Genomic DNA, 26887 nt, shown 5'->3' on the forward strand with positions numbered 1-26887 from the left:
GGACTAACGGTGGAACTGCAGTATCCGTTCACCGGCTCCTGGCGGGTGCAGAACTCCCCCGCGGACCGGGTTCCCAGCCACGGGACGCCGTTGTTGGGCACCAGCTACGCCATCGACTTCACGCCGGTGGACGCGAACGGGCGGTCCGCGCGGTTCACCCTGGCGTCGTTGTTCCGGCCCGAGCCGCCGGAACACTTCGTGGGGTTTGGCAGGACTGTCACGGCGCCGGTGTCCGGCATGGTGCGCGCCGCGCACGACGGAGAGGCTGACCACGCCGCTTTCCGCGGGTTTCCGTCAATCGGCTATGCCGCAACCCAGGCAGGGCGGGTCCGGGAAGGATGGCTGGGCCTGGCCGGCAACCACGTGATTGTCGAAAGCGCGGGCTTGTTCGTCGCTCTGTGCCACCTCAGGCAAGGAAGCGTCAGGGTCCGGCCTGGGCAACGGGTTGAGTGCGGCGAAGTGGTGGGAGCGTGCGGCAACTCCGGGAACAGCACGGAACCGCACCTGCACGTGCAGGCCATGGACTCCCCGAACCCCCAACAGGCTTCGGCGGTTCCCGTCACCTTCCCCGGCGGACTGCCGCGGAACGGGACGGTGTTGTCACTGTGAACGCCGCCAGTGGAAAGGCTGTCCGCTTGACTCTGCGTGCCTGAAACAGGAGGGGGCCGCCTGAAACAGAAAGGCCCCCACGTCCTTGACTCGATCCGTGAGGGGCTTCCCTTTAGCTGCTCCGCACATTGGGGGGACGTGCGTTCTTGCTTCCCTAAAAGTAGTAGGGCAGATGCTGCTTTTCCAGTCGACACTCCGGCTGGGTGGATCGCCCCACGGGCGCAGCTTGCGTTGGTTGGCTCTTAAAACACCTGCAGGCCAGAACCAACATGGCTCTGACCTGCAAACGGTGGGCCCTGTGGGGCTCGAACCCACGACCCACGGATTAAAAGTCCGATGCTCTACCAACTGAGCTAAAGGCCCCTGCCGGCCGGTCAAACACGTTGTGTCCGCCCGTCCGGCCCAATCCATTTCTGGACGTTAATACTCTAACCCATGGTTCCCGCGTCTTTCGCACCCGGTCCGGGAGCCGCCGTCGTGCGCCCAAACCAACTGGTGAAGGCCCTTTTCCGCCGGAGCGGGACGAATGCAAACATGCTCGATTTCGGCTGCGGCACAGGAGTAGCGTGGGGGCATGAGCGAGCAAGCAGGAAACAGTCCGTACGGCGGCAGCAACCGGCACCACAAGCCCAAGCCTTTCGCGCCGATGGATTTCGAACCGTTCGCCGGCGGGGCTGATCCCGCCCGCGTGTCCGAGGCCGCCCACCTCGCCGCCCAGGCCCTGGTCCGCCACGGCCGCGACAGCGACGACCCCCAGATCACCGAACGCCTGGTAAAGCTCGCGGACGAGCAGGGCCTGGAGGCCATTGCCGAGATGTGGGCCGAAAGCCCCGCCCGCTCCCTTCCCGGCGCGCTCTGGCGCCTCTACGCCCTTCGCGCCGCCACCGTCCGGGACCCCGAGCGCATCTCCGTCTACTTCCGCGCCGGAAGGGACACCGCCCAGGTTTCCAATGTGGTGGCCGGCGCCGCGGAGCCGCCCGGTGCCGATGAAATGCGCAGCATGGCGGACGCCATCCTCTCCGGCGCCTTCGACGGCGATTTCGACGTCGCGCTGGAACGTTCCGCCGCGTTTTGCCGCGTGGTGGCGCTCGGGCAGGCCACCCTCGCCGACGGCGCCGAGCACGCCAACGAGGCACATGCCAGCAAGCTGACGCGGAACTCGCACCAGTTGGTGAAGACCGCCGAGGACCTGGAACACGCCGCCAACGCGTGGCGCCTGGGCGAGTTGGACTGAGTTCCCTTTTCCTCCGGCGGCCCGCATTTCAGGGACGAAGCGGGCGCCCGCTGTCAAGATTGACTTGGGACGGGTGAAGTAGAAGACTGAAACCGGTGCCGAGCCGCGAAACCCCCGGGCTTCAACAATTAGCCGCCTAGAGCGGCCTACCGCCGAGAGGCGTATCCGGTTCGGCACCATTTTTCTGCCCTCATCCAGGTGGCCAATTCAGAGGCTGCTGTTACGGGCCGGTAGAGTAGGCGACAGTTGCCCGCCGGCGTCAAGTCACACCGCAGCAACCCCGCCTTGATAAGTCCCCGGAGACCGGTAAATACGTGAAGCTGCGCCTTTTTCCCCAGGAGCCCGCAGGGCTGAAGCTGCTCTCGCAGATGGCACAACAGATCGTGCTGGCCAGTGCCACCCTGGCCGAGATCCTTGGCGTACCCGCGGATGAGCACGGCAAGCTCGTGGAGGATATGCACAACATCGAGGCCAAGTCCGCCGAACTGCACTTCGCCCTTTTGACCCACATGCGCAGCAGCTTCGTGAACCCCCTCCCCCGCGAAGACATGTACGCGTTGTCCCGGTACCTCAACGAGGCCATGGAGAAGATGGATGCCGCCGCGGAGTTGGTGGCCCTGTACAAGCTGGACCGCCTGCCCAAGCGCGCCGCCGACCAGTTGGAGATCATCAGCCGGCAGGCCGAGCTGACCGTTGACGCGATGCGCAGGCTCAATGACCTCGATGACCTCGAGGACTACTGGATCGAAATCCTGCGCCTCGCTAAACGGGCCGAGCGGACCCACCGTGTCTGGGTGGCGGACATGATTGCGGACATGAAGTGGGCCCAGTACTCCCGCAACCGGGACATCGCCAACCAGCTGGTGGAGGTCACCAAGGATATGCGGCGGGTGGCCACCCAGGTAGGCAGCATCATCGTCAAGGAATCCTGAGGTGGCGGCAGCCATCTTCGGCGCGGTGGTCCTCCTGGCCGCGGCATTCGCCTTCCTGAACGGCTTCCGCGACGCGTCCACCTCCGTCGCCCTGGCGGTGCGGAACCGTGCCCTTACCCCAAGCGTCGGCGTGCTCCTTGCCGCGTTCTTCAACTTTGTCGGCGCCCTCCTGAGCGCCCTGCTCGCCGTCGCCGCCAGCCAGACCTGGATCAACCTTCCCAGCGGCGCTGATGGCCTCACCATCCTGGTGGCCGGGCTGGCCAGTGCCTGTGCCTGGGGGCTGCTGATGTGGTGGCGCGGCATTCCGGCCTCCTCCACCCATGCGCTGGTGGGCGGGCTTGCCGGCGCTGGCCTGGCCAGTCTCGCGATCGGGGGCCCGGGAGTTGAGGGGGTGGACCAGTCACTGTTGTTCCAGGTGGTCCTGCCGCTGGTGCTGTCACCGCTGGTGGCCTACAGCGGCTCCTTCCTCCTGGTGTACCCGGCCACGTGGGTGGCCCGATACACGCAGCCCAACGTGGTGAACCAGCGCTTCCGCCGGGGCCAGGCAGTTGCCGCCGGCGCGGTCGCGTTTGGCCACGGCCTGCAGGACGGGCAGCGCGTCAGCGCCGTGCTGCTGCTGGCCCTCCTGGCGGCAGGCTATTCCGACGGCGGCATCCCCACCTGGGTGGCCGCGCTCTCCGCCGTCATGATGACGGCGGGGACACTTCTTGGCGGCTGGCGGATCTCGCAAACCATCGGCTACAAGATCACCAGGATTGATCCCCTCCGCGGCTCGGTGGCGCAGACCTTCAGCGCACTGATGCTCTTTGTGGGCGCCATCGGGCTGCACTGGCCGCTGTCCACCACCCATACCGTCACCGCCGGGGCCTTGGGCGCCGGGGAAAACCAGCACTTTTCGGTGACCAACCGGAAGCTGGTCATCCGGATCCTGTGGCTCTGGGCCCTTACTCCCCTGGCCACCTGCGCCCTGGCCTTCGTGCTGGCCCTGGCGCTCTCCCCCATCCCCGGATAGACAGGGTTACCCGCGGGTGCAGATCCCCTGTACAGGGAATCCGCCGTGACGTACATTCGAAAGTGCGCCCCCGGTCAATGTTGCCGGGGACCGGCGTCCGCGCCGTGTGCAGGGCTGCGGATGAGCGCCGCTGCAGCAACACGGCGGCTTGGATGCACCACGCGGAAATGAGCACGCGTCATGTCTTTCCCGTATTCCCGGCGCCCCCTGCCACAGCCCCGGCAGCCCCAGTGCGAGGCCTGTGGAACTGAGCACCAGCTGACCATCCACGCCATCACGGCCATCGGAGCCGCGGGCGGAGACCTTGTGACAGTCTCCTACACCTGCAACGACTGCAACCTGTTCCAGGAACACACCGCCTACGCCACCGACGTCGCGGCAGCGCTCAACCAGGTCCGGTGGATGGCGAAGGTGGTGATCTTTGGGGACGACTACATCCACTGCGGTTTTCCCATGGAGGAAGCCGAGTTCGAGGTTGAGCGGCTCTGCTACCGCAGCAGCAGGACCGGCCGCAGCCTCAACGCCGTGTCCCTGCCCACCCGGGTGCTGCGCTGCCAGTGCGGATTCCAGCTGGAAGTCCCGGAGTAGTGCCGGCGCCTTTCTACAGCTGGATGCCCGCGGCACCACCTGGCGCGGACTGAAGGACGGCGGCCAGCTCCTCCGCCGTCAGGTTTGCGGCTGAACAGAGCTCATCCTGCGTGATTCCGGCAGTAGAGGCTGCGCGGACTGCCTGCCGCAGGGACTCCTGGGCGTTGTCCAGTTCCCACTGCATGCTTTCAACGAGCGAACTGGTGCGCCAGACCACGGACAGGACGTCCTCCTCCTCGGCAGCCACCGCAAGGTGGGGTTCGAGTTCCGGTGCCAAGGGTCCGGCCGCGAGGGGCCCGGCCAAACCGGCGGCGGCGGCAAAACCCTCCGCCGGCAGGACGGGGTCGGGCAGCACGATTTCAGGCAACACGGGATTCGGCAGGACCGCATCCTGCACTGCTGCACCCGTGCCTACTGCGGGTACGGAAACCGTAAGCTGGGGGCCCAGAGGGCTGCTGGCCGTCTGCGTCATGGCAAAACTCCTTAAGCTGGCTTACTACTAGTTCCGTAAGTATCTAGATGAGCGTACTAAACGAACTCCCAGAGCGCCAACGGGAGCGGGCTTATCCAAAGCGGCCGGAAACGTAGTCCTCGGTGGCCTTCTGGACAGGGTTGCTGAAGATGGTGTGGGTGTCGCCGTACTCAATCAGCTTGCCCGGCTTACCGGTGCCCGCGATGTTGAAGAAAGCGGTCCGGTCCGAGACACGTGCAGCCTGCTGCATGTTGTGAGTCACGATCACCACGGTGTACTGGTCCTTGAGCTCATTGATGAGGTCCTCGATGGCCAGGGTGGAGATGGGGTCCAAGGCGGAGCAGGGCTCATCCATGAGGATCACCTGCGGCTCCACGGCGATGGCGCGGGCAATGCACAGGCGCTGCTGCTGCCCGCCGGAGAGACCGGAGCCGGGCTTCTCCAGCCGGTCCTTGACCTCGTTCCACAGGTTGGCGCCCTTGAGCGAGCGCTCCACCAGGACGTCGGCCTCACCCTTGGAGATCTTTTTGTTGTTCAGCTTGACGCCGGCCAGCACGTTGTCCCTGATGGACATGGTGGGGAACGGGTTGGGGCGCTGGAAGACCATGCCGATCTGCGACCGCACGGTCACGGGGTCCACGCCGGGGCCGTAGAGGTTGTCGCCGTCCAGCAGGACCTCGCCCTCGACGCGGGCGCCGGGGATGACTTCGTGCATGCGGTTCAGGGTGCGGAGGAAGGTGGACTTTCCGCAGCCGGAGGGGCCGATGAACGCGGTGACGGACTTGGCCTCGATGTTGATGCTGACGTCCTCCACGGCGAGGAAATCGCCGTAGTACACGTTCAGGTCCTTGACGTCGATGCGCTTAGACATGGTGTTCCTTCACTTACTGGGTATGGGTTGAAGTCTAGGTTCCGCGGGTGGGCGGAAGGCAGGCGGTCTGGTTACCGGCCTGTTTTGGGGGCGAAGATCCTGGCGATCAGGCGTGCCACGAGGTTCAGGACCATCACCAGGATGATCAGCACCAGCGCCGCACCCCATGCCCGCTGCGAGGACGGGTCCGGGTTGGAGGGCGAGGTGGGGTTGAGGATCTGGGTGTAGATGAAGGTGGGCAGCGAGGCCATCCAGCCGCCGAACACATTCGAGTTGATGCTGGTGGCGAAGCCGGCGGTGACCAGGATGGGCGCCGTCTCGCCGATGACCCGGGCAATGGCCAGGGTGACGCCGGACGCGATGCCGGAGATCGCCGTCGGGATAACCACCTTGAGGATGGTCCGCCACTTGCGCACACCCAGGGCGTACGCGGCCTCACGGAGTTCGTTGGGGACGATCTTGAGCATTTCCTCGCTGGAGCGGACCACCACGGGGATCATCAGCACGGAAAGCGCGACGGCGGCCACCGCACCGGTCTTGGTGCCCGGGCCCACCACCACGAAGAAGAACGCTGCGGCAAACAGGCCGGCCACGATGGAGGGGATGCCGGTCATGACATCCACGAAAAACGTGATGGCCTTGGCCACCCGGCCGTCCTGGCCGTACTCCACCAGGTAGATGGCGGTAAGCAGCCCCACGGGGACCGAGATGACGGTCGCTAGCAGGGTGATCTGCACGGTGCCCAGCAGCGCGTGGTAGATGCCGCCCATCACGGGGGCGCCGCTCTCCACCGACTTGTTGTCGAAGGCGCCCGTGACGCCGTTCATGGAGGTAGTGAGGAATCCGGGGTCGAGGAGTCCGGGGATGCCGTTGACCAGCACGGTCCAGATGACCGAAACCAGCGGCAGCAGCGCCACCAGGAACGAGCCCACCACAAGGCAGGTGGCCAGCTTGTCCTTTGCCTTGCGGGAGCCTTCCACGGCCGCACTCCAGGAGACCAGGCCCACAGCGAACAGGACCGCGGAGACCACTCCCCAGCCAAACGGGTTGAAGCCGATCAGGGCCATGATGGCAGCGCCGACAACCAGGGCCGCACCCAGCACGGCGTAGGGTGCGTACTTGGGCAGCTGGCCCTTGGTCAGTGCCGACCGCTTGCTGCGGACGGGGGTAAGCGTGGAGGTCATTTAGTTGGCTCCCGAAAATTCTTTGTGCCGGGTGATGACCCAGCGCGCGATCATGTTCACGGCCAGGGTGATGATGAACAGCACCAGGCCGGCGGCGATCAGGGTGCTGACTTTGATGCCGCTGGCTTCGGGGAAGTTCAGGGCGATCTCGGCAGCGATGGTCTGGTTTCCGGACTGGATCAGGCTGGCCGTCAGGGCGCCGGAAGAGAGCACCAGTGCTACGGCCATGGTCTCGCCCAACGCGCGGCCCAGGCCCAGCATGACGGCGCTGATGATGCCCGGACGGGCGAAGGGCAGCACGGCCATCTTGATCATTTCCCAGCGGGTGGCGCCGAGCGCCAGCGCGGCTTCTTCGTGCAGCTTGGGGGTCTGCAGGAAGATTTCGCGCGACAACGAGGTGATGATCGGCAGGACCATGACGGCCAGGACAATGCCGGCCGTGAGGATGGTCTTGCCGGTGGTGGAGGCCGGACCCTCGAAGATGGGCAGCCAGCCCATGTTCGCTGCGAGCCAGCCATAGGCAGGCGAAATCTCCTTGGCCAGGAAGGCCGCACCCCAGGCGCCGTAGACCACGGAAGGGATGGCGGCCAGCAGGTCCACCACATAGCCGAGCCCGGAGGCCAGGCGACGGGGTGCGAAGTGGGAGATGAACAGTGCCACGCCAATGGCGATGGGGGTGGCGATCACCAGCGCGATGACCGCGGCGATGAGCGTGCCGATTACGATCGGCCAGATGTAGGCGAAGAAGCCCTGGCCGCCCTGAATTTTGTCGGCGGGAGCGGTCAGCGCGGGAATTGCCTGGACTACCAGGAAGAGCGCGACGCCGAAGAGGACGGCGAGGATCAGGCAGCCGGCTGCCAGCGCGGCGCCGGAAAAGACTTTGTCCCCGGCGCGCCCGGCGCCCTGGGTACTGGTCAGGGGGGTGGCGGTCATTCGACGGCCCTTCGATTCGTTGCTGGATTGAGGAGGCGGGGTGCAAAGCCAAGTTCCCCGCACTGCCTTCCGGCAGGCGGGGAACCCGGTTTTGCAGCGTTGGCTAGGACTTGACCTTGATCGAGTCGACGGCCTTGGCAGCCTTTGCGGCGAGGTCCGAGGACAGCGGGGCGGACTTGGCCGACTCGGCTGCGGCCTTCTGGCCCTCTGCGGAAACTACGTAGTGCTCGAAGGCCTTGACCAGGTCAACGGTCTCCTGCTTTTCGTAGGCGGTGCACAGGACGTGGAAGGACACCAGGACGATCGGGTAGGCGCCGGCGATGGTGGTCTTGCGGTCCAGCTTGATGGAGAGGTCGTTGGCGGCGCGGCCTTCAACCGGCTTGCCTGCGTCCACGGCCTTCGCAGCGGCGTCAGCCGAGATCTTGGTGAAGGAATCGCCCACCTTGATCTGGGCCACGCCGAGCTTGCCGCTCACTGCGGAGTCGTCAGCGTAAGTCACGGCGCCGGGGGTGTCCGTGACGGTCTTGACCACGCCGGAAGTGCCCTTGGCATTTTCACCCTGAAGGCTGGCGGGCCAGACACCGGCGGCCTTGTCGGTCCAGACCTCGGGTGCCGCTGCGGCCAGGTAGTCGGTGAAGTTCTGGGTGGTGCCGGAGTCGTCGGAACGGTTCACCGGGGTGACCTTCAGGTCGGGCAGGGAGACGCCGGCGTTCAGGGCGGCGATGGCGGGATCGTTCCACTTGGCGATCTGGCCGCGGAAGATCTTGGCCACGGTGGTGGCGTCCAGCTTCAGGTCGGTGACGCCGGGAACGTTGAAGGCCACGGCGATCGGGGAGATGTAGACCGGGACGTTGATGGCGCCCTCGGGGCCGCAGATGGACTTGGAGGAGGCGTATTCGTCATCCTTCAGGTAGGCGTCAGAGCCGGCGAACTGGGCCGAGCCGTCCAGGATGGCCTTGCGGCCGGCGCCGGAGCCGTCCGGGGAGTACTGCACGCTGGCGCCGGAGTTGGCGGAAGCGAAGTTGGTCTTCCACGCGTCCATGGCAGCGCCCTGGGCGGAGGAACCAATGCCGGTCAGGGTGCCGGTGACCTTGGTGCCGCCGGCGGACTGGCTGCCGGCAGGAGCGGTGCCAGTGGCGTTGTCTGAACCGCAGGCGCTGAGCGCGAGTGCGCCGGCTGCGATAACAGCGATAGCCGCGTGGCGGCCGAAGCGGAGTGCCTTCACTAGATGTACCCCTTCCAGGGTTATTCAGGTGCGGGACAGGGACGGAGAACCCTGCTGCGCGATGCGTACGTTGTGTACCTTCAAGAAAGTTATGGGCCGCAGGTAACGGGATGGGCTGTCCAAAGTGAACGGAGGATTAACGACGGCGGGATATTGGCTGACAAATGCCGGGTCACCATTGCGCGGATCACAGGTGGGGCCGTAGTGGCGGCATGAAGTGCAGCACCGGACAGCAAATAGACTGAACGGCATGGCTCCAGCAGCAGGACTTTCAGCAGGCAAACGGTTCCTGCACGGCCGCATCCGCACCGGGTTGATCCGGAGCCGGAATTCGCTGGTTCCGGCAATCCAGATGACCGTCTGCGCCGTGGCGGCCTATGCCTTCGCCGAGTACGTCCTGGGGCACAGCGGGCCGCTGTTCGCAGCCACGTCGTCCCTCATCGCCCTTGGCTTCTCGCGTGAGCCACGGCTGCGGCGGGTCGTGGAGGTGGGCCTGGGCTGCACCATCGGGATTGCCGTGGGTGACCTGCTCCTGCACTGGCTGGGCAGCGGAATCTGGCAGGCCGCCGTCGTCCTTCTCTTCTCCATCCTCCTGGCCCGCTTCCTGGACAGCGGAACCATCTTCACCACCCAACTGGGGCTGCAGTCGCTGCTGGTGGTGCTGCTTCCGGCGCCGGCGGGCGGACCGTTCACACGCAGCATCGACGCCGTGGTGGGAGGCCTTTGCGCGCTGCTGGTGACCATCCTCATGCCCAAGGATCCGCGCCGGGAGCCGCGCCGCGATGTCCAGAAGCTGCTGCATGAGCTTGCCGAGGTGCTGCGCGAATGCGCCGACGCCCTGGTGAACAGCGATTCCACCCAGGCCTGGCACGCGCTGATCCGCGGCAGGAACTGCCAGCCGCTGGTCGACGCCATGCGGCAGTCGCTCCGTGCCTCCGGTGAGGTTGCCACCCTGGCGCCTGCCTACCGCCGGCACCGGGATGAGCTGGACCGGCTCAAGCAGTCGCTGGACTTTATCGACCTGGCGCTGCGCAACAGCCGCGTTTTCGCCAGGCGGCTCACCAGCGCCATCAACCATGCCGCACTCTCTGATGAGGCGACGGACAGCATCGCCGAAGTGCTGCAGGAGACCGCTGCCGCGATTGACGAGCTTTCGCTGGGCCTTGCGGAATCGCACGACGGCGTCCGGCGCGCCCACCTGCGCACGGCGCGGCGGGACCTGAGCGAGATTGCCCTGCGCCTGCATCCCAAGCTGCTGGAGGTGCAGCGGCTCGAGGGCGAGACGGTGGTCATGTTGTTCCGGCCGCTGATGGTGGACTTGCTGGAGGCCACCGGGATGGACGCCGACGAGGCCAGGGACGTGTTGCCCGCACTGTAGTGTCGGTGCCCGCCGCTAGGGTTGAACGCATGGCAACGAAGACTTCCCGGGCGTCAAAAGCGCCTGCATACAAATGCGCCGAATGCGGCTGGACTACGGCCAAGTGGGTGGGCCGCTGCGGTGAGTGCCAGGCCTGGGGCACCGTTGAGGAAACAGGCACTGCGGTGGCGCGGACCACGGCGGCCACAACAGTTGTGGAACCGGCCCGGAAAATCGCGGACGTGGATGCCACCACCGCTGCCTTCCTGCCCACCGGTGTGGACGAACTGGACCGGGTGCTGGGCGGCGGCCTGGTTCCGGGCGCCGTCATCCTGCTGGCCGGTGAGCCCGGCGTGGGTAAGTCAACGCTGCTGCTGGATGTTGCGGCCAAATTCGCACGGACCGCCCAGGACGTCCTATATGTCACCGGCGAAGAGTCGGCGGCACAGGTGAAGCTGCGCGCGGAGCGGATCGACGCCGTGGCCGAATCCCTGTACCTGTCTGCGGAGACCGACCTTGGCCAGGCGCTGGGGCAGGTGGAGAAGATCGAGCCGCGGCTTCTGATTGTGGATTCGGTGCAGACGCTCAGCAGCGCGGACGCGGATGGCAGCGCCGGTGGCGTGTCCCAGGTGCGGGAGGTGGCGGCTTCCATCATCGCGGCCGCGAAACGGCGCAACATGACCACTTTGCTGGTGGGGCACGTGACCAAGGACGGTTCCATCGCGGGGCCGCGGTTGCTGGAACACCTGGTGGACGTGGTCTGCCAGTTCGAGGGCGAGCGGCATTCACGGCTGCGGCTGCTCCGGGCGGTTAAGAACCGGTACGGGCCCACCGACGATGTTGGCTGCTTCGACCTGAACGAGAACGGAATTGAGGGCCTGACCGATCCCAGCGGACTGTTCGTCAGCCGCACCAAGGACCCGGTGTCAGGTACCTGCATCACTGTCACCATGGAGGGGCGGCGCCCCCTGTTGGCGGAGGTGCAGTCGCTGCTGGCCGAGAGCCCCAACTCGCAGCCCCGGCGCGCCACCAGCGGCCTGGACAGTTCCCGGGTGTCCATGCTCCTGGCCGTCCTGCAGCAGCGGGCAGGAACCCTGCTGCACAAGGACGATTCCTACGTAGCCACCGTTGGCGGGGTGAAGCTCAGCGAGCCCGCCACTGACCTTGCAGTTGCCCTTGCGGTGGCGTCTGCCAAAGCCCGCAAACCCCTGCCCATCCGGCTGATCGCCTTTGGCGAAGTGGGACTGGCCGGCGAGGTCCGGCCGGTACCGGGCATCAACCAGCGCATCCAGGAGGCACACCGGCTGGGATTCACCCATGCTGTGGTTCCGGCCAGCCACAACGGGCCGGGCCCGGTGCCGCCGGGGTTCTCCGTGCGTGAAGTGGAACACCTGACGGAGGCACTCAGCCTTTTGATTGGTTAGCAGTCCCGGTTGAAGATGCAGCCGCCGGCTCCCGCCCTGACCGGTGGCGATCCATCGCCGGATTCAGTGGGCGGTACGGTGGATGGGAGCCTTCTCGCAGACGGAGGTTTTTATTTCTGTGCTGGGGGGAAGCTTGGTAACCAAGGAATGGCAGGGCACTGCCGAAGGGGCTGCCCACGCGGGCAGGGCACCGGCGCAGCCGGTTGTGTCGGACCGTCTTGACGGACTGTTCGGAGGGCTGAGCGCGCGGAAGCGCGTGATTGCCAGCCAACTGCCGGTCAGCATGACCATTTTGCTTGTGGTGCTCGCCGCCGCAATTTTCAGCCCGGAAACGTTGGCCAACAACTTGTTCCTGGCGGCGCTGCTGTTCCACGTAGCAATCGCCGTTGCGTGCATTGCGACCCCGTGGGGGCGTCTTCCCATGGGGGCCTTCGCGGTGATCCCGCTCCTGGACTGTGTCGCCATCGGTTTCACCCGGGAGGCTGGCGGCCCGGCCTTCAGCGTCCTGAGCATGATGCTTGTGTTCCCTGTCATTTGGCTCTCGGCGCAGGTGCGGCCGTACATGCCGGTACTCGCCATCTCGGGGACCATCCTCGGTGTAGTGGTTCCCGCCGCCTTGCATGGGTCGCCGCCCGCAGGGGGGTCGATGATCCGCACCCTGATACTCCCCTTGGTCATGTCCGTCATTGCGGTTACGGCGCACGTAGTGGCAACCACCATCCGCCGCCAGCGCATGACTTTAATCGAAAACGAGCACGAAATGGCACGGACCCTCGACGAGAGCGTCCGCCGGCAATGTCTCCTCGACGCCGTACTCAAGGCCGTTGGGGTGGGTGTTTGGGTGGTGGATGCCAAGGGAAACACCGTCCTGGCCAACAGGGCCATGCGGTCGGACCCCGTCCTGGCAGACGTCATTGGGTCCACGGGTGGAAGCGGCGCTGCCGGCGGGCCGGGGCTGCTGATGTCCGCCGATCGCTCCACCCCTGTCATGCTCCACCAGCTTCCCGCAGCCCGCGCCGCCGCAGGGGAAGCGTTCACTGACGAGTTGTACTGGGCCGGTCCTGCCGACCGCCAGCGCGCCTACTCCGTAAGCTCGCAGTCTTTCCCTCCGTCCGGCGGGCAGGAGGGCGGTGCCGTCATCACTTTCGTGGACGTGACCAGCCTGATTAACGCGCTCGCGGCGAAAGACAACTTTGTTGCCACCGTCTCGCACGAACTCCGGACCCCGCTCACCTCAATCCTCGGCTACCTGGAACTGGTCCTGGACGAACCCGGGCACGAGGAGATCCAGGAAGAGCTCCTCGTGGTCCGCCGCAATGCAGGGCACCTGCTGAACCTGGTCAACGACCTGATCGCCGTGGCGTCGGAGCGGGTTGACCTGTCCTTGGAGGAGACGGACCTGGCCCGGCTGCTCGCCGTCGAGGTCGACGCTGCCTTGCCCAAGGCGGCCAGCAGCGGGCTGCAGCTGGCGCTCGATGCCGAGCAGCCGCTGCCCGGCAGGATGGATCCTAAGCGGATCGGCCAGGTGATCGAGAACCTGCTCTCGAACGCCATCAAGTACTCCCCGGATGGCGGTTTGATCACTGTCACAGGCCGCCGTAGGGACGCAGAGTTGGTCTGCACCATTTCGGACACCGGCTCGGGGATGACCGGGGAGGAGCAGGAACAGGCGTTCACCAAGTTCTTCCGTTCGGCGCGCTCACGCGAAACAGCCATCCCGGGCGCAGGCCTGGGACTGTCGGTCAGCAAGACGATTATCGAGGGCCATGGAGGATCAATCACCCTCGACAGTGAACCCGGCGTGGGCACCACCGTAACCTTCATCCTGCCGGCATCCTGAGCGGTTCCGGCTGGACATTGGCTGCGGCGCAGTTGTTTAGGGGGCAGCCGTCAGGAACCCTCGGTCAGCCAGCGGGAGACATCGCTGCGCAGCACCAGCAGCGGGCCGCCGGTGGCGCTTACGTTACCGTTGGCCACGTAGTACCCGCGGCCCGAGCCGGCTCCCCCGGCTGCCCGGTCCAGGGCGTCCACTAAGTGCCGCGGCAGGTGCCCCTGCGGGCCAAGGCTGCGCAGCTCATCCACTTCTTCCGGCGTCAGCCGGCCCAAAACTTCAGCTATGTTGGCCATCAGCGGTCCCTTCGAGGAGTGCCTGAAGGAATAACCTAGAGCAGCGCCGTGAACTGCACGTTAACGGTGGACGGCAATTTTGCACTTCGCCCGGGAAGTGCCCTGTTTGGAGGATCGATGCCCATTCGAAGCGCAGGCATACTGTTGTACCGGCAGGACCTGCCCACACCCGTCGGCACCGGCACCTCCGGCGGCCACCATGGGCTGCAGGTCTGGATCGCCCACATGGGCGGCCCCTTCTGGGCACGGAAGGACGCGCACGCGTGGTCCATTCCCAAGGGCGAGTACGTTGACGGTGAGGACCCACTCGCCGCCGCCCTGCGCGAGTTCGCCGAGGAGATGGGCACTGAAGCTCCTGGAGTTGAGTACAGGTCGCTTGGCGAATTCCGGCAATCCTCCGGAAAGCTCATCACTGTCTACACCGGGGAGGCGGCTTTCGACCCGGAGGCCATCAACAGCAACACGTTTCCGCTCGAGTGGCCCAAGGGCTCCGGCAGGATCCAGCACTACCCCGAAATCGACGACGCGCGCTGGTTCCCGGAGGAGGAGGCACGGCTCAAGCTTGTAAAGGGTCAGCTGCCCATCCTTGATGCCCTGGTGAAAGTCACCGCCGTGACGTGACGCAGCCGCCCGAACGCCGTCAGCTCTCCCCGCTCCAGGACCGCCGGAACGGTGCCGTTAATTTCCGGTCATCACCAAAGCCACACTGTGGCCGCCGAAACCGAAGGCGTTCACCAGCCCTGCCCGGCGATGGCCCGGCGGAAGCTGGTGGGCGCTTTCGGTGATGACGTGAAGGTCCACTTCCGGGTCCAGCGTCCCGACATTCAGGGTCCCCGGCAACTGGCCGGTGCGCAGGGCCTCAAGGACTACGACGGCTGCCAACGCACCGGCCCCACCCAGCAGGTGGCCGGTATGCCCCTTGGTGGAAGTGACGGGGACGCCAGGGCCGAAGACTGCGTTGATCGCCTGGCCTTCCAGCCGGTCACCCACAGGGGTGGACGTGGCGTGGGCGTGTACGAATCCAATGTCCGCCGGCTGCAGGCCTGCTGAGTCCAGCGCCTTTTGCATGACCCGGCGCTGCATTGCGGGATCCGCCGCCACGATGTCGTTTGCGTCGGAGGTTACCGCTCCGCCGGCTACGGTACCGAGCACGGCAGCGCCCCGCGCATGGGCATGCTCTTCACTTTCCAGCAACACCACCGCGGCACCTTCCGCCAGCACAAAGCCGTCCCGGCCGGCGTCGAACGGACGGGACGCGCGCTGCGGATCGTCCGCGCGCGTGGACAGTGCGCGGATCTGGGCAAAGCCACTGATCACCAGGTCATTGACCGAGGCGTCAACGCCACCGGCAATTACGACGTCGGCAGCACCTGAGCGGATCAGCTCGGCTGCCTGGACAATCGCCTCAGCTCCCGAGGCACAGGCGCTGACAGGAGTCCGGGCGCCACCGCGGGCACCGAGATCAATGGACACCCAGGCCGCGGGGCCATTGGCCATCAGCCGCGTGAGGGTGTGCGGCGAGACTTTGCGCGGGCCGGACGCCGCCAGCACCCGGTCCTGCTCGATGGTGGAACCCAGCCCACCGTAGGCGGAACCGATCACCACAGCGAACCGCTCAGGGTCCACCTCGGGGGCGCCCGCCTGCACCCATGCCTCGCGTGCCGCGATCAGGGCAAGCTGGCCGCAGCGGTCCATCCGCTTCATTTCGCGGGTGCTGAGGTGCTCCGAAAGATCCGCCGTGACCTGCCCGGCGATCTTGACCGGCAGCTGCTCAGCCCAGCCCTGCGAGAGTGCCGCTATTCCGGACCGCCCATCGAGCAGGGCCTCCCAGGTTTCCTTGACGGTGGAGCCGAGCGGGTTGATGGTTCCGGCCCCGGTCACCACGGCCCGCGGCTGTGCCGGGCCTGCCGGCAGGTTGACCACCTTACTTCGCCGGGTTGTGCGTGCCGATGGGCACGAGGGTGAGGTCCGGGTGGTTCTTCTCAATGCGCCGCAGCGCCCAGACGTCATTGAACAAGGCGAGGTATTCGCCGTCGGACCGCAAGAGCACCTCCGCGCCCGGTACGTTGGCCAGCGCAGGCATGGCGTCCGCCGTCGTAATTCTTGCCAGGGAGTACGGCAGGCGCTCCAGTCGCATGGGGGCGCTGAAGTCGTGTGCCATGCGGTCCTCCACCACTTCGAACTGCATGGGTCCGACGGCGGCAAGCACCGGTGCCTGGTCGCCGCGGAGGTCGGAGCGGAGCAGCTGGATGACGCCCTCGTGCTCCAGCTGCTCGATGCCGCGGCGGAACTGCTTGAACTTGCTGGGGTCCTTGGACCGGGCCACCTGGAAGTGTTCCGGGGCGAACAGCGGGATGGCCGGGTACTCCACCGCTTCGTCAAGGAACAGGCTGTCACCGACGCGCAGCGAGGACGCGTTGACCAGGCCCACCACATCCCCTGGGTAGGCCTCGTCGATGACTTCGCGTTCGCGGCCGAACACCTGCTGCGCGTACTTGGTGGCGAAGGACTTGCCCGTGCGGGTCTGGGTGACCACCATGCCGCGTTCGAAGATGCCCGAGCAGACGCGGATGAAGGCCACGTGGTCCCGGTGTGCCTTGTTCATGCCGGCCTGGACCTTGAACACGAAGCCGGAGAACGGGGATTCCACCGGGCGGGGGTTGCCGTCCACGTCCGGACGCGGCGACGCCGGCGGCGCGAAGTCCACCAGTGCGTCCAGCAATTCCTTGACGCCGAAGTTCAGTGCGGCGGAGCTGAAGAGGATGGGGGTCGCCTTGCCGGCATGGAAAGCCTCGACGTCGAATTCGAGGTTGGACTCGATCACCAGTCCCGCCTCGTCCACGGCGTCGGACCAGTTGCTGCCTTGGTCTTCCGCAGCTTCCTCAGGGCTGAAGTAGTCGGTGATGGCGATCTGGGCGCCTGCGTTGTTGCGCTGGAAACGGGCGAAGCGGTCGTTGCGCAGGTCCCAGACGCCGCGGAAGTCACCGGAGATGCCCACGGCCCAGGTCAGCGGCATGGGCTGCAGGCCGGTGCGTTCGGTGATCTCGTCCATCAGGGCAAGCGCGTCCAGGCCGGGGCGGTCCCATTTGTTGATGACGGTGATGATGGGCAGGTTGCGCTGCTTGCAGACCTCGAAGAGTTTCATGGTCTGGGTTTCCAGGCCCTTGGCGGCGTCCACCAGCATCACGGCGCAGTCCACGGCGGCCAGCACGCGGTAGGTGTCCTCGGAGAAGTCAGCGTGGCCGGGGGTGTCCAGCAGGTTGATCACGGTGTCGCGGTAGGAGAACTGCAGGGCGGCGGAGCTGATGGAGATGCCGCGGTCCTTTTCCATCTGCATCCAGTCGGAGACGGTTTCCCTGCGGTTGGCTTTGCCACTGGAGGCGCCCGCGGTACCGATCACTTTTGCGTGCAGGGCCAGCGCCTCGGTGAGGGTGGACTTGCCGGCGTCAGGGTGGGAAATGACGGCAAAGGTCCTGCGGCGGCCCGCCTCCTTGTGAATCTCGGAGATCCGGGCGGGGGTCAGGACATCTTGGGACACGGTGCTACTTTCGCTGCGGTTGTGGCTGCCCAGGGCCTGTCGGGCTACTGCTGTGCGACTCAAGGGCGGGGAATGTCATTGGCAAACGGCCAAAGTATAAGTTTATCGCAGGGCTGCAACTGGCACCGGCGGCGCTTAACGCAGGCGAAACCAGACGTTCAAAGCAGCGAAATGCCGGGACGTTAGCTTGGGCGCATGATGCATGGCGCCACTTTCACCGGCAACCTTTTCTTCGACCCGCTGGCCACAAACCTTGCCAACAATTGTGGTCCTGCCGCGACGCAGGATCCCGATCCGGGCATTCCCTCCGGCTCATCGCGGAAGCGGGGAGTCCAGACGGCGGAGGAACACAAGGCGCTGCGGGCTGCGTCCCTTTCGAGGGTCAGCAGGGACCTGGAGCGGATGCTCAGGGACCTGAAGCGCTGAGTCTGCACCGGAACGCACGCGCTGAGCGGGCGGCGGCAGCCGTAACGGCATGATGGGTTCATGCGCAGCATCGAGTTGGTCTTTGACGGCTCCACCGATTCCCTGATCAGGGCCGACTGGGCCCGGCTGCAGGCTGCGGACCTTCCCAGCCTTGCAGCGCACACCTCCCCCAGCAACAGCCCCCACATCACGCTTGCCGCCGGGGCGGACCTGCAGGCCGGCCCGGAAAGTCCGCACCAACAAGGCCTGTGGCAGGCGTTGCCCATGAACATCACGTTCTCCGGCGCCATTGTTTTTCCCGCAGGAGCGGGCAAGTATGTCCTGGCCAGGGCGGTCCTGCTGACCGACCCCCTGTTGGACCTGCACAGGCGACTCCACCAGGACCTGTTTGGCGCGCTGTCACTGACGCTGCCGGGGGCGTGGACGCCGCACGTCACCATCTCCCGCCGCATTCCCGGGCACCAACTCGGAGCGGCCATGGACCTGCTGGACCTGCGCCTTGAAGGCCAGTGCACGGGGGCCCGCATTTGGGACAGCGCCAGCAGAACCGTCACGCCCCTCATCGAATGCCCTTAGGGCGCCTGAGTCCAGCACTAAAACGCGAGGGCTCTGGTGCTGAAAATGCTGCCCTGATCCTTGCGAAGTCCTTGGCTATTCCTGCGCCGTTTTCACGTCGCCGGTGTCGTCGATTCCCATAGGCTGGTTGGACATAGACGAACACGACGCTCCGCAGAGATTGCGGTTCTCCCTCTGAAGGTCTCCACTAATGCCCTCCACCGCCAGCACGGCGGCCGCTGCCATGTTCGACGGCCCTAGCTCATCCGCCAACCGCCAAGCCGAAACCGATGGAAGGCGGCTCCATTCCTTGACGGGCCTGAGGTTCGTCGCAGCAGTGGCCGTGGCGCTAATGCACGGACTCGCCCTCTACAACCTGCCCATTGTCGACCTCGGTTTTGTCGGCGTAAGCTTCTTTTTTGTCCTCTCCGGCTTCGTACTGACCTGGGCTGGCGCCGCGGAAAAAGGCACTGGTGTCTTCCTGCGGAACCGTATCGCTAAATTGTTTCCACTAAGCGCAGCTACGTTGGCCATCGCAGCATTAGTACCCGTGGCCCAAAATTCGAGCGCGGTTTCCTTCCTGCAAAGCCTGACCTTGACTCAAGCCTGGTGGCCCTGGTCTGCTTCTTCCTTCAACCCTGTCGCTTGGTCGCTGTCGGCAGAAGCTTTCTTCTATCTCCTGCTGCCCCCGCTTGTCTCGGTAATGCGCCGTTTCAGCACAAAGGAACTTGTCGGTACGGTTATATTCCTCGGAGTCCTGCAACCTGTACTGGGCGTCGCCTGCCAATTAACGTTGGGAGCGCAGGTCAGCCATTTCATCACCTACAACTTGCCGCTGTACCGGCTACCCGAGTTCGTCATCGGCGTCGCCCTGGCGCTTCTACTGAAGGCTAGTTATGTACCGCCACACAGTACACAGTTGTCGGCAGCCGCTTTCACCACCGCTGGCGCCACGCTTACGTTCTTGGTGGACCTTTTGCATTCCATTCCCTGGTGGATCAGCCAGACGCTCATGCTGCCCGCGATCATCACCCTCATTTGGACGGCTGCCCGCCGCGAGCTCGCAGGCAACAGTGACTTTCTCAGCAACCCCGTCCTAGTAAGGCTCGGAGAACTGTCATTCGCTTTCTACATGGTCCACTATCTTGTGCTGGGTACGTTCGGCCTACTTGTCGGCCGGTGGGCCCAGGGGCTTCCCTGGTGGCTCGTGCCGCCTGCCCTGCTCTGCGCGGCAGCCGTAGCTTGGGTCGCAAACAGGTTTATCGAGAAACCCTGCGAACGGGCGGTACGGGACATATTCCGGTCTCGAGCGGGACAGCAGCACGGGTCACCAAAAAATGCCCTGCCCGCACCCGCCACCGAGCACGCTTTTCCGGCACTTTCGGAAACTCCCTAATGGGGCACTTTGGGGCTTGCCCGTGCGGAACTTGGGTTTCTTACCCCTATCATTGAGCTTGCGGGAATCACAGCACTTTTTGATCCTGCCGGCCAACTGCAGATGCCGGCATTCCTGCGGGCGGCGGTCCGCACCTTTGAAGGGAAATACCTATGGCGCGGAGCCCCGAAGAATCGCTGAGGGCCACTCTGGGCAGGGTTGCACCCGGAACTCCCCTTCGCGACGGCCTGGAAAGGATCCTCCGCGGACGCACCGGCGCCCTGATCGTCCTGGGATCTGACCGCACCATTGACTCCATCTGCTCCGGCGGGTTCGATATCGGCATCGAGTTCTCGCCCACCCGTCTGCGGGAACTGGCCAAAATGGACGGCGCCATCATCTGCGACAAGGACGCGGGCAACATCCTCCGCGCGGCGGTCCAGCTGGTCCCGGACTCCAGCATCGAGACCCAGGAGTCCGGTACCCGCCACCGCACCGCAGAACGGGTGGCCAAGCAGACGGGCGTTCCGGTCATCTCCGTCAGCCAGTCAATGCAAATCATCGCCCTCTACGTCAATGGACTGCGGCACGTCCTGGAGGGCTCGGAAAACGTCCTGGCCCGCGCCAACCAGGCCCTTGCCACCCTGGAGCGCTACCGCGCCCGCCTTGACCAGGTCACCAGTTCGCTCTCAGCCTTGGAAATCGAGGCCATGGTGACGGTGCGCGACGTGGCCGTCACCCTCCAGCGGCAGGAAATGGTCCGCCGCATTTCCGAGGAAATCTCGCAGTATGTCCTGGAACTGGGCGAGGACGGCCGCCTCCTCTCCCTCCAGCTCGATGAACTCACCGTGGGACGCGGTCCGGGCAGCGACGTGATCATCCGCGACTACGCCAGCCCCCATGCCTCCGCCGAAGACATCGAAAAAGCCGTCAATGAACTGGTCAACCTGGGCCCCACCGAACTGATCGACCTGGGCAAAATCTCGGCGATCGTCGGGTTCGCTGGCGGCGAGGCGAACCTGGATGCAGTGGTCCAGCCCCGCGGCTACCGGCTGCTGTCCGGCCTCAAGGCAGTCCCCAAGGCCGTTGCAGACCGCCTGGTGGACCACTTCGGGGGCCTGCAGTTCCTGATGGCGGCCACCATCGACGACCTCATGACGGTTGACGGCATCGGCGACCAGCGCGCCCGGACCGTACGCGAGGGCCTGAGCCGCATGGCAGAAGCCAGCCTCCTGGACCGCTTCCTCTAAGCCCCGGCCCAAAAGCATCATCCATTGCTGCCCACCTGTCGTTTTGAGCCCTGAAAACGACAGTTACCCAGCAATCGACGGGGATTGAGGAGCTCAGTTCAGCTGGAAGACGGCCTTCGGGCTGGCCCGTGAGCCCAGCTTCGCCGTGAAGATGTAGTACGCCCCGCCACCGCCAGGAGCAGCGGCCACCGCTTTGCAGCCCTCGGCGCTGCGGTTCCGGCTCCAGGGGAAGTTAGCGGTTTCGCTGGCACCGGGTGCAATGACCTTCACCAGGTCCTCGCTGGACGCCTGGCAGTCCTTGGAGGAAAAGATCCGGTCCGAGCCGCTGGTCACCAGGAATTCCATCTGCGACGTTCCGATGTTGACCTCACAGGGCACTTTGCCGCCGTTGGTCACCTTCAGGGTGAGCATCGGGTTTTCGCCGGGGCCGTAGGCGGGCTTGTCCGTGGAGGCAGTGACCGTGACCAGGTTCTGGTTGCAGGTGGCGGTTGCGGAAGCAGTGGGCGACGGCGTGGCCGGAGCAGTTGCCGAGGCGGAAGCAGAGGGTGTTGCTGAGGCAGCCGGGTTCGCCGAAGCAGGGTCGGTGGAAGAGGCCTGCCGGGAACCGCCCTTGAAGGCACCCGCCAAGGCGAACCCACTGACCACCAGTGCGATCACCAGCAGCAGGGCACCGCCAGCAAACAGCCGACGGCGGCGGTAGACAGCGGCGCTCGGTTTCCGGACGCTGCTGGAACCCGACGTGCCGCGTGCTGATGAATTGCCTTGCCTGCCCATCCTCCTAGGCTAGGGAAAGCCTCCGGATCTGCACCGCCACCACGCCGCCGCGGGCCCATTGCTCTGGTCACACCGGGTTTTCCACACTGCGCAACCCATCTACTACAGTGTTGGCATCGACACTCAAACCTCCCCCAAGACGGATGCCCCGGTCGCCTCCGCGGATCTGGAGCTGCTCCACAGGCGGGTCAACGACTGGTTCGCCGGCATTGCCCGCGACCTGCCGTGGCGTAAGCCTGAATGCTCCCCCTGGGGAGTGCTGGTCAGCGAAATCATGCTGCAACAGACCCCCGTGGTCCGGGTGCTGCCCGTCTGGCACGAGTGGCTCAAACGCTGGCCCACTCCCGCGGGCCTGGCAGGCGAACCGGCAGGCGAAGCCGTCCGTTCGTGGGGCCGGCTGGGCTACCCCCGGAGGGCCCTGAGGCTGCACGCCGCGGCCACCGCAATCGTGCAGGAGCACGGCGGCAAGGTCCCGGACACTTACGCTGAGCTGCTGGCCCTTCCCGGCGTGGGCAGCTACACCGCAGCAGCAGTGGCAGCATTTGCGTATGGCCGCCGCGAAACGGTGGTGGACACCAACATCCGCAGGGTGCACGCCCGGCTCATCTCCGGCACCGCCCTACCCGCCCCGGCCCTGACGGCGGCGGAGATGCGCCTTGCGGCGGCCCTGCTGCCGGAGGACGACGACACGTCCGTGCGCTGGAACGCCGCGGTCATGGAACTGGGTGCCCTGGTGTGCACGGCCCGCGCGCCCAAATGCATCGACTGTCCAGTGAGGGACTCCTGTGCCTGGCTCGACGCCGGCGAGCCCCCGCCGTCGTACGTTCCCAAGGGCCAGTCGTGGCACGGCACCGATCGCCAGGTCCGCGGCGCCGTGCTGGCCGTGCTCCGGCTGGCGGAAGCACCCGTACCGCCGGACATGTTCCACCGCGAACCGGCCGATCTTGGCTACGCGCCCGAGGGAATCGGCGTGCCCCTGGCCGCGCTGCACCGGCTCAACTCCGCCCCCGAACAACTGGACCGGGCGCTGGCAGGGCTGCTGGCGGACGGTCTGGCGGAGATGCACGACGGCGGCTTCCGGCTACCAGCCTGAGGCACCGGCGGCGCGGGCCGGGATGGCATACTTCTTGGTGACCGGAACCGGGGGAACCTTGAAAACCATCCTGTACATCGTGTGGGCGCTGTTTGTTGCTGCCACCATATTTTCACTGGTCTACGCGGCGCGCAGGACCAAGCGTCAGCAGCAACAGATGGCGGCGTGGCCCAAGGCGCAGGCAACCGTCACCGGCAGCGCCACCGGATGGACCATCGGCGCGGGCGGCTCAAGCCGGAACCTGCGCTACTACCCCACCTACCAGTTCATGGGTCCGCAGGGCACCCTCTTCATGGGCAAGTCGGAGATCTCGGCGGTGGAGCAGCCGGCGCCGGGCTCGCTGATCGAGGTTGCCTACAACCCGGCCAACCCCAATGAGTCGCTCCAGGTTTCCTCGGAACCGCGCACCGTGATGGGCTGCCTGATTGCGTTCTTCGCGGTCTTTGCCGTTGTTTCGTTCTGGTTTATCGGCGTCTTTCCGCTGGGTTAGCGGACCCTGGCCGGGCCCGAAAGGGGCCGGCTAGAACAGCGCGGGTTGGCTGAATGTATCGCCCTCGGCATCGCCGGCTTCCGCGCCGCCGCCAGTGGGTTCTGCCGTCCAGTTGAAGCCGAGCTCGGCGAGCAGTTCCTCCATGGAGATTTGGCCGTCCAGCACTTCGATTTCCTGGGAGTTGTCTGTAAGCGGCCGTTCCATGCCACCGAGCTTATTCGCAGGAACGGGCGGGGTGGTCAGGGCTCGCCGAAGCCAGCCTCCACCAGGCCGCCCACATACTCGACGGCCCGTTCCGCATCCGGTCCCCACGCTTCAACGTGCAGCACGCTGCCTTTGCCGGCGCCGAGGGTCATCAGCCCGGTCATGGACGCGCCGTCCACGCCGTTGATGGTGACTTCGGCGTCCAGGGAGGCCAGGCCCCCGGCCACTTTCGCGGCAGGCCGCGCATGCATGCCTGCCTGGTTGACCAGTTCGAAGTCGCCGGTGCTGTCAGGCGCGGCGCTGGTGACAGGCTCCAGCTCCTCCGGCGCGGAAGCCTGCTCCGCCTGATGCGTCCCGCCCCCTGCAGCTTCTGCCGCTTTCCGCACAGCCTGCACATCGGCTCCGCCCTGTGCCGCGACGGCTGCGGCCACCAGGCCTTCGACCAACGGTGCATCGGCGAGCAGGACGCCGGCTGGATTTTCCAGGAACTCGAGGGCAGATTCCGCGGTCATCACTGCTGATCCCAGGTCCGTGATGACCACCGTGCCGTTCGCCGCAACGCCATCCCCGCCGGCTTGTCCGCCTGCCTGGCCGCCATCCTGCCCGCCCGCCTGTTCCAGGGCGGCGAGGACCTTCTCCAGGCTGGTGCCGATCCTGCCGTCGTCGGTGCCGCCGGCGGGCAGGATGATCACGTCCGGTGCCATTTGGGCGGCAAGCTCCACTGCGCCGTCGGCAATTTTTTCGCTATGGGACACCACAACGATGCTGACGGTCACGCAGCCGCCCCAACGGCGGCGCGGAGGATCAGCGCGCTGGATACGGCGCCGGGGTCCCGGTGGCCGGCGCTGCGTTCGCCGAGGTAGCTGGCCCGGCCTTTCCTTGCGACCATCGGATCCGTTGCCACCGCCCCTGCTTCGGCAGCCTCGGCCGCCGCCACCAGGACGCCCAGGACATCGGCGCTTCCGCCGTCCGCTGCCGCGCGGGCAGCGTCGACAGCCGGGGTCCAGGCATCCACCATGGTCTTGTCCCCTGACTCGGCCTTCCCGCGCGCCACAATCCCGTCCCGCGCAGCCGCCAGGGCCCCGGCCAGGGCGGCTGCATCAACTTCAGCGGAATCGCCGAGTGCGGTGGCGGCGCGAAGGAAGGCAGTGCCGTAGAGCGGCCCTGCTGCGCCGCCCACCTTGGACATCAGCGTCATGGCGGTCATCTTCAGCGCCGCGCCAGGCGTCTCCGGTGTTGATTCGCCGAGCTTGGCCAGGACGGCCTGGAAGCCGCGGTCCATGTTCTCGCCGTGGTCCGAGTCTCCAATGGCCCGGTCCAGTTCGATGAGTTCAACGCGGTGCTCTGCCATGGCCTGCGCACACAGGGTCAGCCACTTCACGGCCCAGTTGATGTCCAGGACCACGGTCACACGCCCCAGCGCAGGGCGGGGGTGTGCACGGGTGCGTCCCAGAGTTCCGTCATCTCGTCATCGAGCCGGAGGACCGAAATGGAGCAGCCCTGCATTTCGAGGGCCGTAATGTAGTTGCCCACCAGCGAGCGGTCCACCGTGGCGCCGGCATCTCCGAGTACCTGCACTGCCCGCCGATACACGATGTACAGCTCGCTCAGTGGCGTGCCGCCCATGCCATTTACGAAAAGCAGCACCTTGTCCCCGGAGGTGATCTTCAGGTCGGCCAGGACGGGTTCCAGCAGGCGGTTGGTGATGTTGTCCGCGGTCTCCATGGGAATCCGGTGCCTGCCCGGCTCGCCGTGGATGCCGATGCCGATCTCGATCTCATCCTCGGCGAGGTCAAAGCTGGGTGTGCCGGCGTGCGGAACCGTGCAGGCGGACAGTGCCACCCCCATGGTCCTGACGTTGGCGTTGACCCGCTCGCCGATGGCGGCGACGGCGTCGAGGTCGTCACCGCGTTCGGCAGCTGCGCCCGCAATCTTCTCCACCAGCACGGTGCCGCCCACACCGCGGCGGCCTGCGGTGTACAGCGAATCCTCCACCGCCACGTCGTCATTGACCAGTACGGTGCGGACACTGACGCCTTCGGCCTCAGCCAGTTCGGCCGCCGTCTCGAAGTTCAGGACGTCGCCGGTGTAATTCTTGACGATATGCACGACGCCGGCACCGGAGTTCACAGCGAGGGTGGCCGGAAGGATCTGGTCCGGCGTAGGCGAGGTAAACACCGCCCCCGGCACCGCGGCGTCGAGCATTCCCTGCCCAACGTAACCGGCGTGCAGCGGCTCGTGCCCGCTGCCGCCGCCGGAAACCAGCCCCACCTTGCCGGCCACAGGCGCGTCCTTGCGCGTGATGTAGATGGGGTCTTCGCTGACCGTGACCAGTCCGGCGTGTGCCAGGCCAAAGCCCTGGACAGCTTCCTGGACAACGGATTTTGGATCGTTGATGAGTTTCTTCATGGCGTTGCTCCTGGCTGTGCTCCTGAAGGATGTGTGTCTGACCCTACTACCGGGATCGCGGGTGGCGGTAGGCTCCTCCACCCCACTTTTCCGCACTTATCCCACAGGTTTGCGACCCGGACGCAGCAAAGGGACAGCCCCCAATGACTGTCCCTCTCCTGAGGCCCCCCACATATCGGCCTCCAGTAGTTTATCCATCAATTCGAGTAAAACCAAGAGGGGTTTTCTGAATGCCGTCTGCGGACGCCTTTAGAGGGTGCGGATCATCCGGGTGTTGCCAAGGGTGTTGGGCTTGACGCGTGCCAGGTCCAGGAACTCCGCCACACCCTCGTCATGGGAGCGCAGCAGCTCCGAATAGACTTCCGGATCCACCGCCGACTGGTCCGCCATGACTTCGAATCCGTGACGCTTGAAGAAATCCACCTCGAAGGTGAGGCAGAAGACGCGGGATACCCCCAGGGCCCGGGCTTCTTGCAGCAGGCTCTCCACCAGGACATGCCCCACCCCTCTGCCGCGCCACTCCCCCGACGCTGCAAGGGTGCGGATTTCGGCGAGGTCCTCCCACATGACATGCAGGGCGCCGCAGCCAATCATTTCGCCGTCGCTGGACTCGGCGATGCGGAACTCCTGGAGGCTCTCGTAATAGGCCACCGTCTCCTTCGCCATCAGGATGCGCTCCTCGGCCAGGGGTGCCACCAACCTCTTGATGGCGGGGACGTCGCTGGTGCGTGCTGGGCGGATGTGGAAGGAGTCGGTCACACAGCCATCCTACGAGGCGAAGGAGGGTGGGACATTTACGTAGCTT

Annotated in this window: 29 protein-coding genes and 1 tRNA gene; 15 read left to right on the plus strand and 15 right to left on the minus strand. The window is 65.8% G+C overall.

Going from position 1 to position 26887, the window contains the following annotated elements; genetic code table 11:
• Window positions 1-9 precede the first annotated feature (9 nt).
• Entirely contained in the window at window positions 10-609 is a 600-nt protein-coding gene (locus ACETK3_RS16595) for a M23 family metallopeptidase (protein WP_373993193.1), read from the plus strand.
• A gap of 290 nt (window positions 610-899) precedes the next feature.
• Here the strand turns inward: ACETK3_RS16595 and ACETK3_RS16600 are convergent.
• A tRNA-Lys gene (locus ACETK3_RS16600) sits at window positions 900-972 on the minus strand.
• Between the two features lie 211 nt (window positions 973-1183).
• Between ACETK3_RS16600 and ACETK3_RS16605 the strand changes: the two genes are divergently transcribed.
• The 4 genes from ACETK3_RS16605 (at window position 1184) to ACETK3_RS16620 (ending at window position 4375) form a co-directional block, all read left to right on the plus strand.
• Entirely contained in the window at window positions 1184-1843 is a 660-nt protein-coding gene (locus tag ACETK3_RS16605) for a hypothetical protein (RefSeq protein ID WP_236800640.1), read from the plus strand.
• 314 nt (window positions 1844-2157) lie between these two features.
• Window positions 2158-2775, plus strand: coding sequence for a DUF47 domain-containing protein (locus tag ACETK3_RS16610; RefSeq protein WP_236800639.1), 618 nt, complete (start codon window positions 2158-2160; stop codon window positions 2773-2775).
• 1 nt (window position 2776) lies between these two features.
• Window positions 2777-3787 carry an anion permease gene (locus tag ACETK3_RS16615; protein WP_373993194.1) on the plus strand — a complete coding sequence of 337 codons (1011 nt, stop codon included), beginning with the start codon at window positions 2777-2779 and terminating at the stop codon, window positions 3785-3787.
• A gap of 180 nt (window positions 3788-3967) precedes the next feature.
• Window positions 3968-4375: a hypothetical protein gene (locus tag ACETK3_RS16620; RefSeq protein WP_236800637.1), complete on the plus strand. Its 408-nt coding sequence runs from the start codon at window positions 3968-3970 to the stop codon at window positions 4373-4375.
• Between the two features lie 13 nt (window positions 4376-4388).
• Here the strand turns inward: ACETK3_RS16620 and ACETK3_RS16625 are convergent, their stop codons facing one another.
• The 5 genes from ACETK3_RS16625 to pstS all read right to left on the minus strand — a co-directional run bounded on the left by ACETK3_RS16625 (window position 4389) and on the right by pstS (window position 9060).
• Complete coding sequence (locus ACETK3_RS16625) at window positions 4389-4847, minus strand: hypothetical protein (protein WP_373993195.1); 459 nt, start codon at window positions 4845-4847, stop codon at window positions 4389-4391.
• Window positions 4848-4938: 91 nt separating this feature from the next.
• Window positions 4939-5718: a phosphate ABC transporter ATP-binding protein PstB gene (gene pstB, locus ACETK3_RS16630; protein WP_018770927.1), complete on the minus strand. Its 780-nt coding sequence runs from the start codon at window positions 5716-5718 to the stop codon at window positions 4939-4941.
• 71 nt (window positions 5719-5789) lie between these two features.
• Window positions 5790-6902 (minus strand): phosphate ABC transporter permease PstA, encoded by a 1113-nt coding sequence (pstA, locus tag ACETK3_RS16635; protein WP_373993196.1) that lies wholly within the window; start codon window positions 6900-6902, stop codon window positions 5790-5792.
• Window positions 6903-7835: a phosphate ABC transporter permease subunit PstC gene (gene pstC, locus ACETK3_RS16640; RefSeq protein WP_373993197.1), complete on the minus strand. Its 933-nt coding sequence runs from the start codon at window positions 7833-7835 to the stop codon at window positions 6903-6905.
• A 103-nt stretch (window positions 7836-7938) separates the two neighbouring features.
• Window positions 7939-9060 (minus strand): phosphate ABC transporter substrate-binding protein PstS, encoded by a 1122-nt coding sequence (gene pstS, locus ACETK3_RS16645; RefSeq protein ID WP_373993198.1) that lies wholly within the window; start codon window positions 9058-9060, stop codon window positions 7939-7941.
• Window positions 9061-9310: 250 nt separating this feature from the next.
• Between pstS and ACETK3_RS16650 the strand changes: the two genes are divergently transcribed.
• The 3 genes from ACETK3_RS16650 to ACETK3_RS16660 all read left to right on the plus strand — a co-directional run bounded on the left by ACETK3_RS16650 (window position 9311) and on the right by ACETK3_RS16660 (window position 13681).
• Entirely contained in the window at window positions 9311-10438 is a 1128-nt protein-coding gene (locus ACETK3_RS16650; RefSeq protein ID WP_236800632.1) for an aromatic acid exporter family protein, read from the plus strand.
• A gap of 29 nt (window positions 10439-10467) precedes the next feature.
• Window positions 10468-11841, plus strand: a complete 1374-nt coding sequence (radA, locus tag ACETK3_RS16655; RefSeq protein ID WP_373993199.1) for a DNA repair protein RadA — start codon at window positions 10468-10470, stop codon at window positions 11839-11841.
• A gap of 283 nt (window positions 11842-12124) precedes the next feature.
• Complete coding sequence (locus ACETK3_RS16660) at window positions 12125-13681, plus strand: sensor histidine kinase (protein ID WP_373993200.1); 1557 nt, start codon at window positions 12125-12127, stop codon at window positions 13679-13681.
• 50 nt (window positions 13682-13731) lie between these two features.
• Here ACETK3_RS16660 and ACETK3_RS16665 read toward each other — a convergent pair whose 3' ends face one another.
• A complete protein-coding gene (locus tag ACETK3_RS16665; RefSeq protein ID WP_236800629.1) occupies window positions 13732-13968 on the minus strand; it encodes a hypothetical protein in 237 nt (78 codons plus the stop codon).
• Between the two features lie 117 nt (window positions 13969-14085).
• Between ACETK3_RS16665 and ACETK3_RS16670 the strand changes: the two genes are divergently transcribed.
• Entirely contained in the window at window positions 14086-14589 is a 504-nt protein-coding gene (locus tag ACETK3_RS16670; RefSeq protein WP_236821063.1) for an NUDIX domain-containing protein, read from the plus strand.
• Between the two features lie 57 nt (window positions 14590-14646).
• Here the strand turns inward: ACETK3_RS16670 and ACETK3_RS16675 are convergent, their stop codons facing one another.
• Together ACETK3_RS16675 and ACETK3_RS16680 are read right to left on the minus strand one after the other, a co-directional pair.
• Window positions 14647-15882, minus strand: a complete 1236-nt coding sequence (locus tag ACETK3_RS16675; RefSeq protein ID WP_373993220.1) for a beta-ketoacyl synthase — start codon at window positions 15880-15882, stop codon at window positions 14647-14649.
• Window positions 15883-15892: 10 nt separating this feature from the next.
• Entirely contained in the window at window positions 15893-17506 is a 1614-nt protein-coding gene (locus ACETK3_RS16680) for a peptide chain release factor 3 (protein WP_237429608.1), read from the minus strand.
• Window positions 17507-17701: 195 nt separating this feature from the next.
• Between ACETK3_RS16680 and ACETK3_RS16685 the strand changes: the two genes are divergently transcribed.
• The 4 genes from ACETK3_RS16685 to disA all read left to right on the plus strand — a co-directional run bounded on the left by ACETK3_RS16685 (window position 17702) and on the right by disA (window position 21112).
• A complete protein-coding gene (locus tag ACETK3_RS16685; protein WP_237429607.1) occupies window positions 17702-17932 on the plus strand; it encodes a hypothetical protein in 231 nt (76 codons plus the stop codon).
• Between the two features lie 60 nt (window positions 17933-17992).
• Window positions 17993-18508 (plus strand): 2'-5' RNA ligase family protein, encoded by a 516-nt coding sequence (locus tag ACETK3_RS16690; protein WP_373993201.1) that lies wholly within the window; start codon window positions 17993-17995, stop codon window positions 18506-18508.
• A gap of 190 nt (window positions 18509-18698) precedes the next feature.
• A complete protein-coding gene (locus ACETK3_RS16695; protein ID WP_373993202.1) occupies window positions 18699-19883 on the plus strand; it encodes an acyltransferase family protein in 1185 nt (394 codons plus the stop codon).
• Between the two features lie 152 nt (window positions 19884-20035).
• Window positions 20036-21112 (plus strand): DNA integrity scanning diadenylate cyclase DisA, encoded by a 1077-nt coding sequence (disA, locus tag ACETK3_RS16700; protein ID WP_236800623.1) that lies wholly within the window; start codon window positions 20036-20038, stop codon window positions 21110-21112.
• Between the two features lie 93 nt (window positions 21113-21205).
• Here the strand turns inward: disA and ACETK3_RS16705 are convergent, their stop codons facing one another.
• Complete coding sequence (locus ACETK3_RS16705; protein ID WP_373993203.1) at window positions 21206-21886, minus strand: hypothetical protein; 681 nt, start codon at window positions 21884-21886, stop codon at window positions 21206-21208.
• A gap of 256 nt (window positions 21887-22142) precedes the next feature.
• Here ACETK3_RS16705 and ACETK3_RS16710 point away from each other — a divergent pair, with 256 nt between their 5' ends.
• Both ACETK3_RS16710 and ACETK3_RS16715 read left to right on the plus strand, forming a co-directional pair.
• Window positions 22143-22979 carry an A/G-specific adenine glycosylase gene (locus ACETK3_RS16710; RefSeq protein WP_373993221.1) on the plus strand — a complete coding sequence of 279 codons (837 nt, stop codon included), beginning with the start codon at window positions 22143-22145 and terminating at the stop codon, window positions 22977-22979.
• 58 nt (window positions 22980-23037) lie between these two features.
• Window positions 23038-23469 carry a DUF3592 domain-containing protein gene (locus tag ACETK3_RS16715; RefSeq protein WP_373993204.1) on the plus strand — a complete coding sequence of 144 codons (432 nt, stop codon included), beginning with the start codon at window positions 23038-23040 and terminating at the stop codon, window positions 23467-23469.
• 30 nt (window positions 23470-23499) lie between these two features.
• Here the strand turns inward: ACETK3_RS16715 and ACETK3_RS16720 are convergent, their stop codons facing one another.
• From ACETK3_RS16720 to ACETK3_RS16740, 5 genes are all read right to left on the minus strand, one after another.
• On the minus strand, window positions 23500-23673 hold the full coding sequence (locus tag ACETK3_RS16720; RefSeq protein WP_373993205.1) for a hypothetical protein: 174 nt from the start codon (window positions 23671-23673) through the stop codon (window positions 23500-23502).
• A 35-nt stretch (window positions 23674-23708) separates the two neighbouring features.
• A complete protein-coding gene (gene dhaM / locus ACETK3_RS16725) occupies window positions 23709-24449 on the minus strand; it encodes a dihydroxyacetone kinase phosphoryl donor subunit DhaM (protein ID WP_373993206.1) in 741 nt (246 codons plus the stop codon).
• Complete coding sequence (gene dhaL, locus ACETK3_RS16730) at window positions 24446-25078, minus strand: dihydroxyacetone kinase subunit DhaL (RefSeq protein WP_373993222.1); 633 nt, start codon at window positions 25076-25078, stop codon at window positions 24446-24448. The genes dhaM and dhaL overlap by 4 nt, the downstream gene beginning before the upstream one ends.
• A gap of 2 nt (window positions 25079-25080) precedes the next feature.
• Window positions 25081-26082: a dihydroxyacetone kinase subunit DhaK gene (gene dhaK / locus ACETK3_RS16735; protein WP_373993207.1), complete on the minus strand. Its 1002-nt coding sequence runs from the start codon at window positions 26080-26082 to the stop codon at window positions 25081-25083.
• Window positions 26083-26331: 249 nt separating this feature from the next.
• Window positions 26332-26841, minus strand: coding sequence for an amino-acid N-acetyltransferase (locus tag ACETK3_RS16740; RefSeq protein ID WP_236800615.1), 510 nt, complete (start codon window positions 26839-26841; stop codon window positions 26332-26334).
• Between the last annotated feature and the right edge of the window lie 46 nt (window positions 26842-26887).

It is taken from the genome of Arthrobacter sp. E44 (assembly GCF_041877125.1).
Taxonomy (GTDB): domain Bacteria; phylum Actinomycetota; class Actinomycetes; order Actinomycetales; family Micrococcaceae; genus Arthrobacter.

Excerpts from the sequence above, each read along its gene's own strand:
- pstC (WP_373993197.1), bottom strand. The coding sequence starts at position 7,835 with ATGACCGCCACCCCCCTGACCAGTACCCAGGGCGCCGGGCGCGCCGGG.
- ACETK3_RS16605 (WP_236800640.1), top strand. The coding sequence starts at position 1,184 with ATGAGCGAGCAAGCAGGAAACAGTCCGTACGGCGGCAGCAACCGGCAC.
- ACETK3_RS16705 (WP_373993203.1), bottom strand. The coding sequence starts at position 21,886 with ATGGGCAGGCAAGGCAATTCATCAGCACGCGGCACGTCGGGTTCCAGC.
- ACETK3_RS16625 (WP_373993195.1), bottom strand. The coding sequence starts at position 4,847 with ATGACGCAGACGGCCAGCAGCCCTCTGGGCCCCCAGCTTACGGTTTCC.
- radA (WP_373993199.1), top strand. The coding sequence starts at position 10,468 with ATGGCAACGAAGACTTCCCGGGCGTCAAAAGCGCCTGCATACAAATGC.
- ACETK3_RS16720 (WP_373993205.1), bottom strand. The coding sequence starts at position 23,673 with ATGGAACGGCCGCTTACAGACAACTCCCAGGAAATCGAAGTGCTGGAC.
- dhaK (WP_373993207.1), bottom strand. The coding sequence starts at position 26,082 with ATGAAGAAACTCATCAACGATCCAAAATCCGTTGTCCAGGAAGCTGTC.
- pstA (WP_373993196.1), bottom strand. The coding sequence starts at position 6,902 with ATGACCTCCACGCTTACCCCCGTCCGCAGCAAGCGGTCGGCACTGACC.
- ACETK3_RS16695 (WP_373993202.1), top strand. The coding sequence starts at position 18,699 with ATGCCCTCCACCGCCAGCACGGCGGCCGCTGCCATGTTCGACGGCCCT.
- ACETK3_RS16660 (WP_373993200.1), top strand. The coding sequence starts at position 12,125 with ATGACCATTTTGCTTGTGGTGCTCGCCGCCGCAATTTTCAGCCCGGAA.
- ACETK3_RS16665 (WP_236800629.1), bottom strand. The coding sequence starts at position 13,968 with ATGGCCAACATAGCTGAAGTTTTGGGCCGGCTGACGCCGGAAGAAGTG.
- ACETK3_RS16690 (WP_373993201.1), top strand. The coding sequence starts at position 17,993 with ATGCGCAGCATCGAGTTGGTCTTTGACGGCTCCACCGATTCCCTGATC.
- ACETK3_RS16685 (WP_237429607.1), top strand. The coding sequence starts at position 17,702 with ATGATGCATGGCGCCACTTTCACCGGCAACCTTTTCTTCGACCCGCTG.
- ACETK3_RS16650 (WP_236800632.1), top strand. The coding sequence starts at position 9,311 with ATGGCTCCAGCAGCAGGACTTTCAGCAGGCAAACGGTTCCTGCACGGC.
- pstB (WP_018770927.1), bottom strand. The coding sequence starts at position 5,718 with ATGTCTAAGCGCATCGACGTCAAGGACCTGAACGTGTACTACGGCGAT.
- ACETK3_RS16670 (WP_236821063.1), top strand. The coding sequence starts at position 14,086 with ATGCCCATTCGAAGCGCAGGCATACTGTTGTACCGGCAGGACCTGCCC.
- disA (WP_236800623.1), top strand. The coding sequence starts at position 20,036 with ATGGCGCGGAGCCCCGAAGAATCGCTGAGGGCCACTCTGGGCAGGGTT.
- ACETK3_RS16620 (WP_236800637.1), top strand. The coding sequence starts at position 3,968 with ATGTCTTTCCCGTATTCCCGGCGCCCCCTGCCACAGCCCCGGCAGCCC.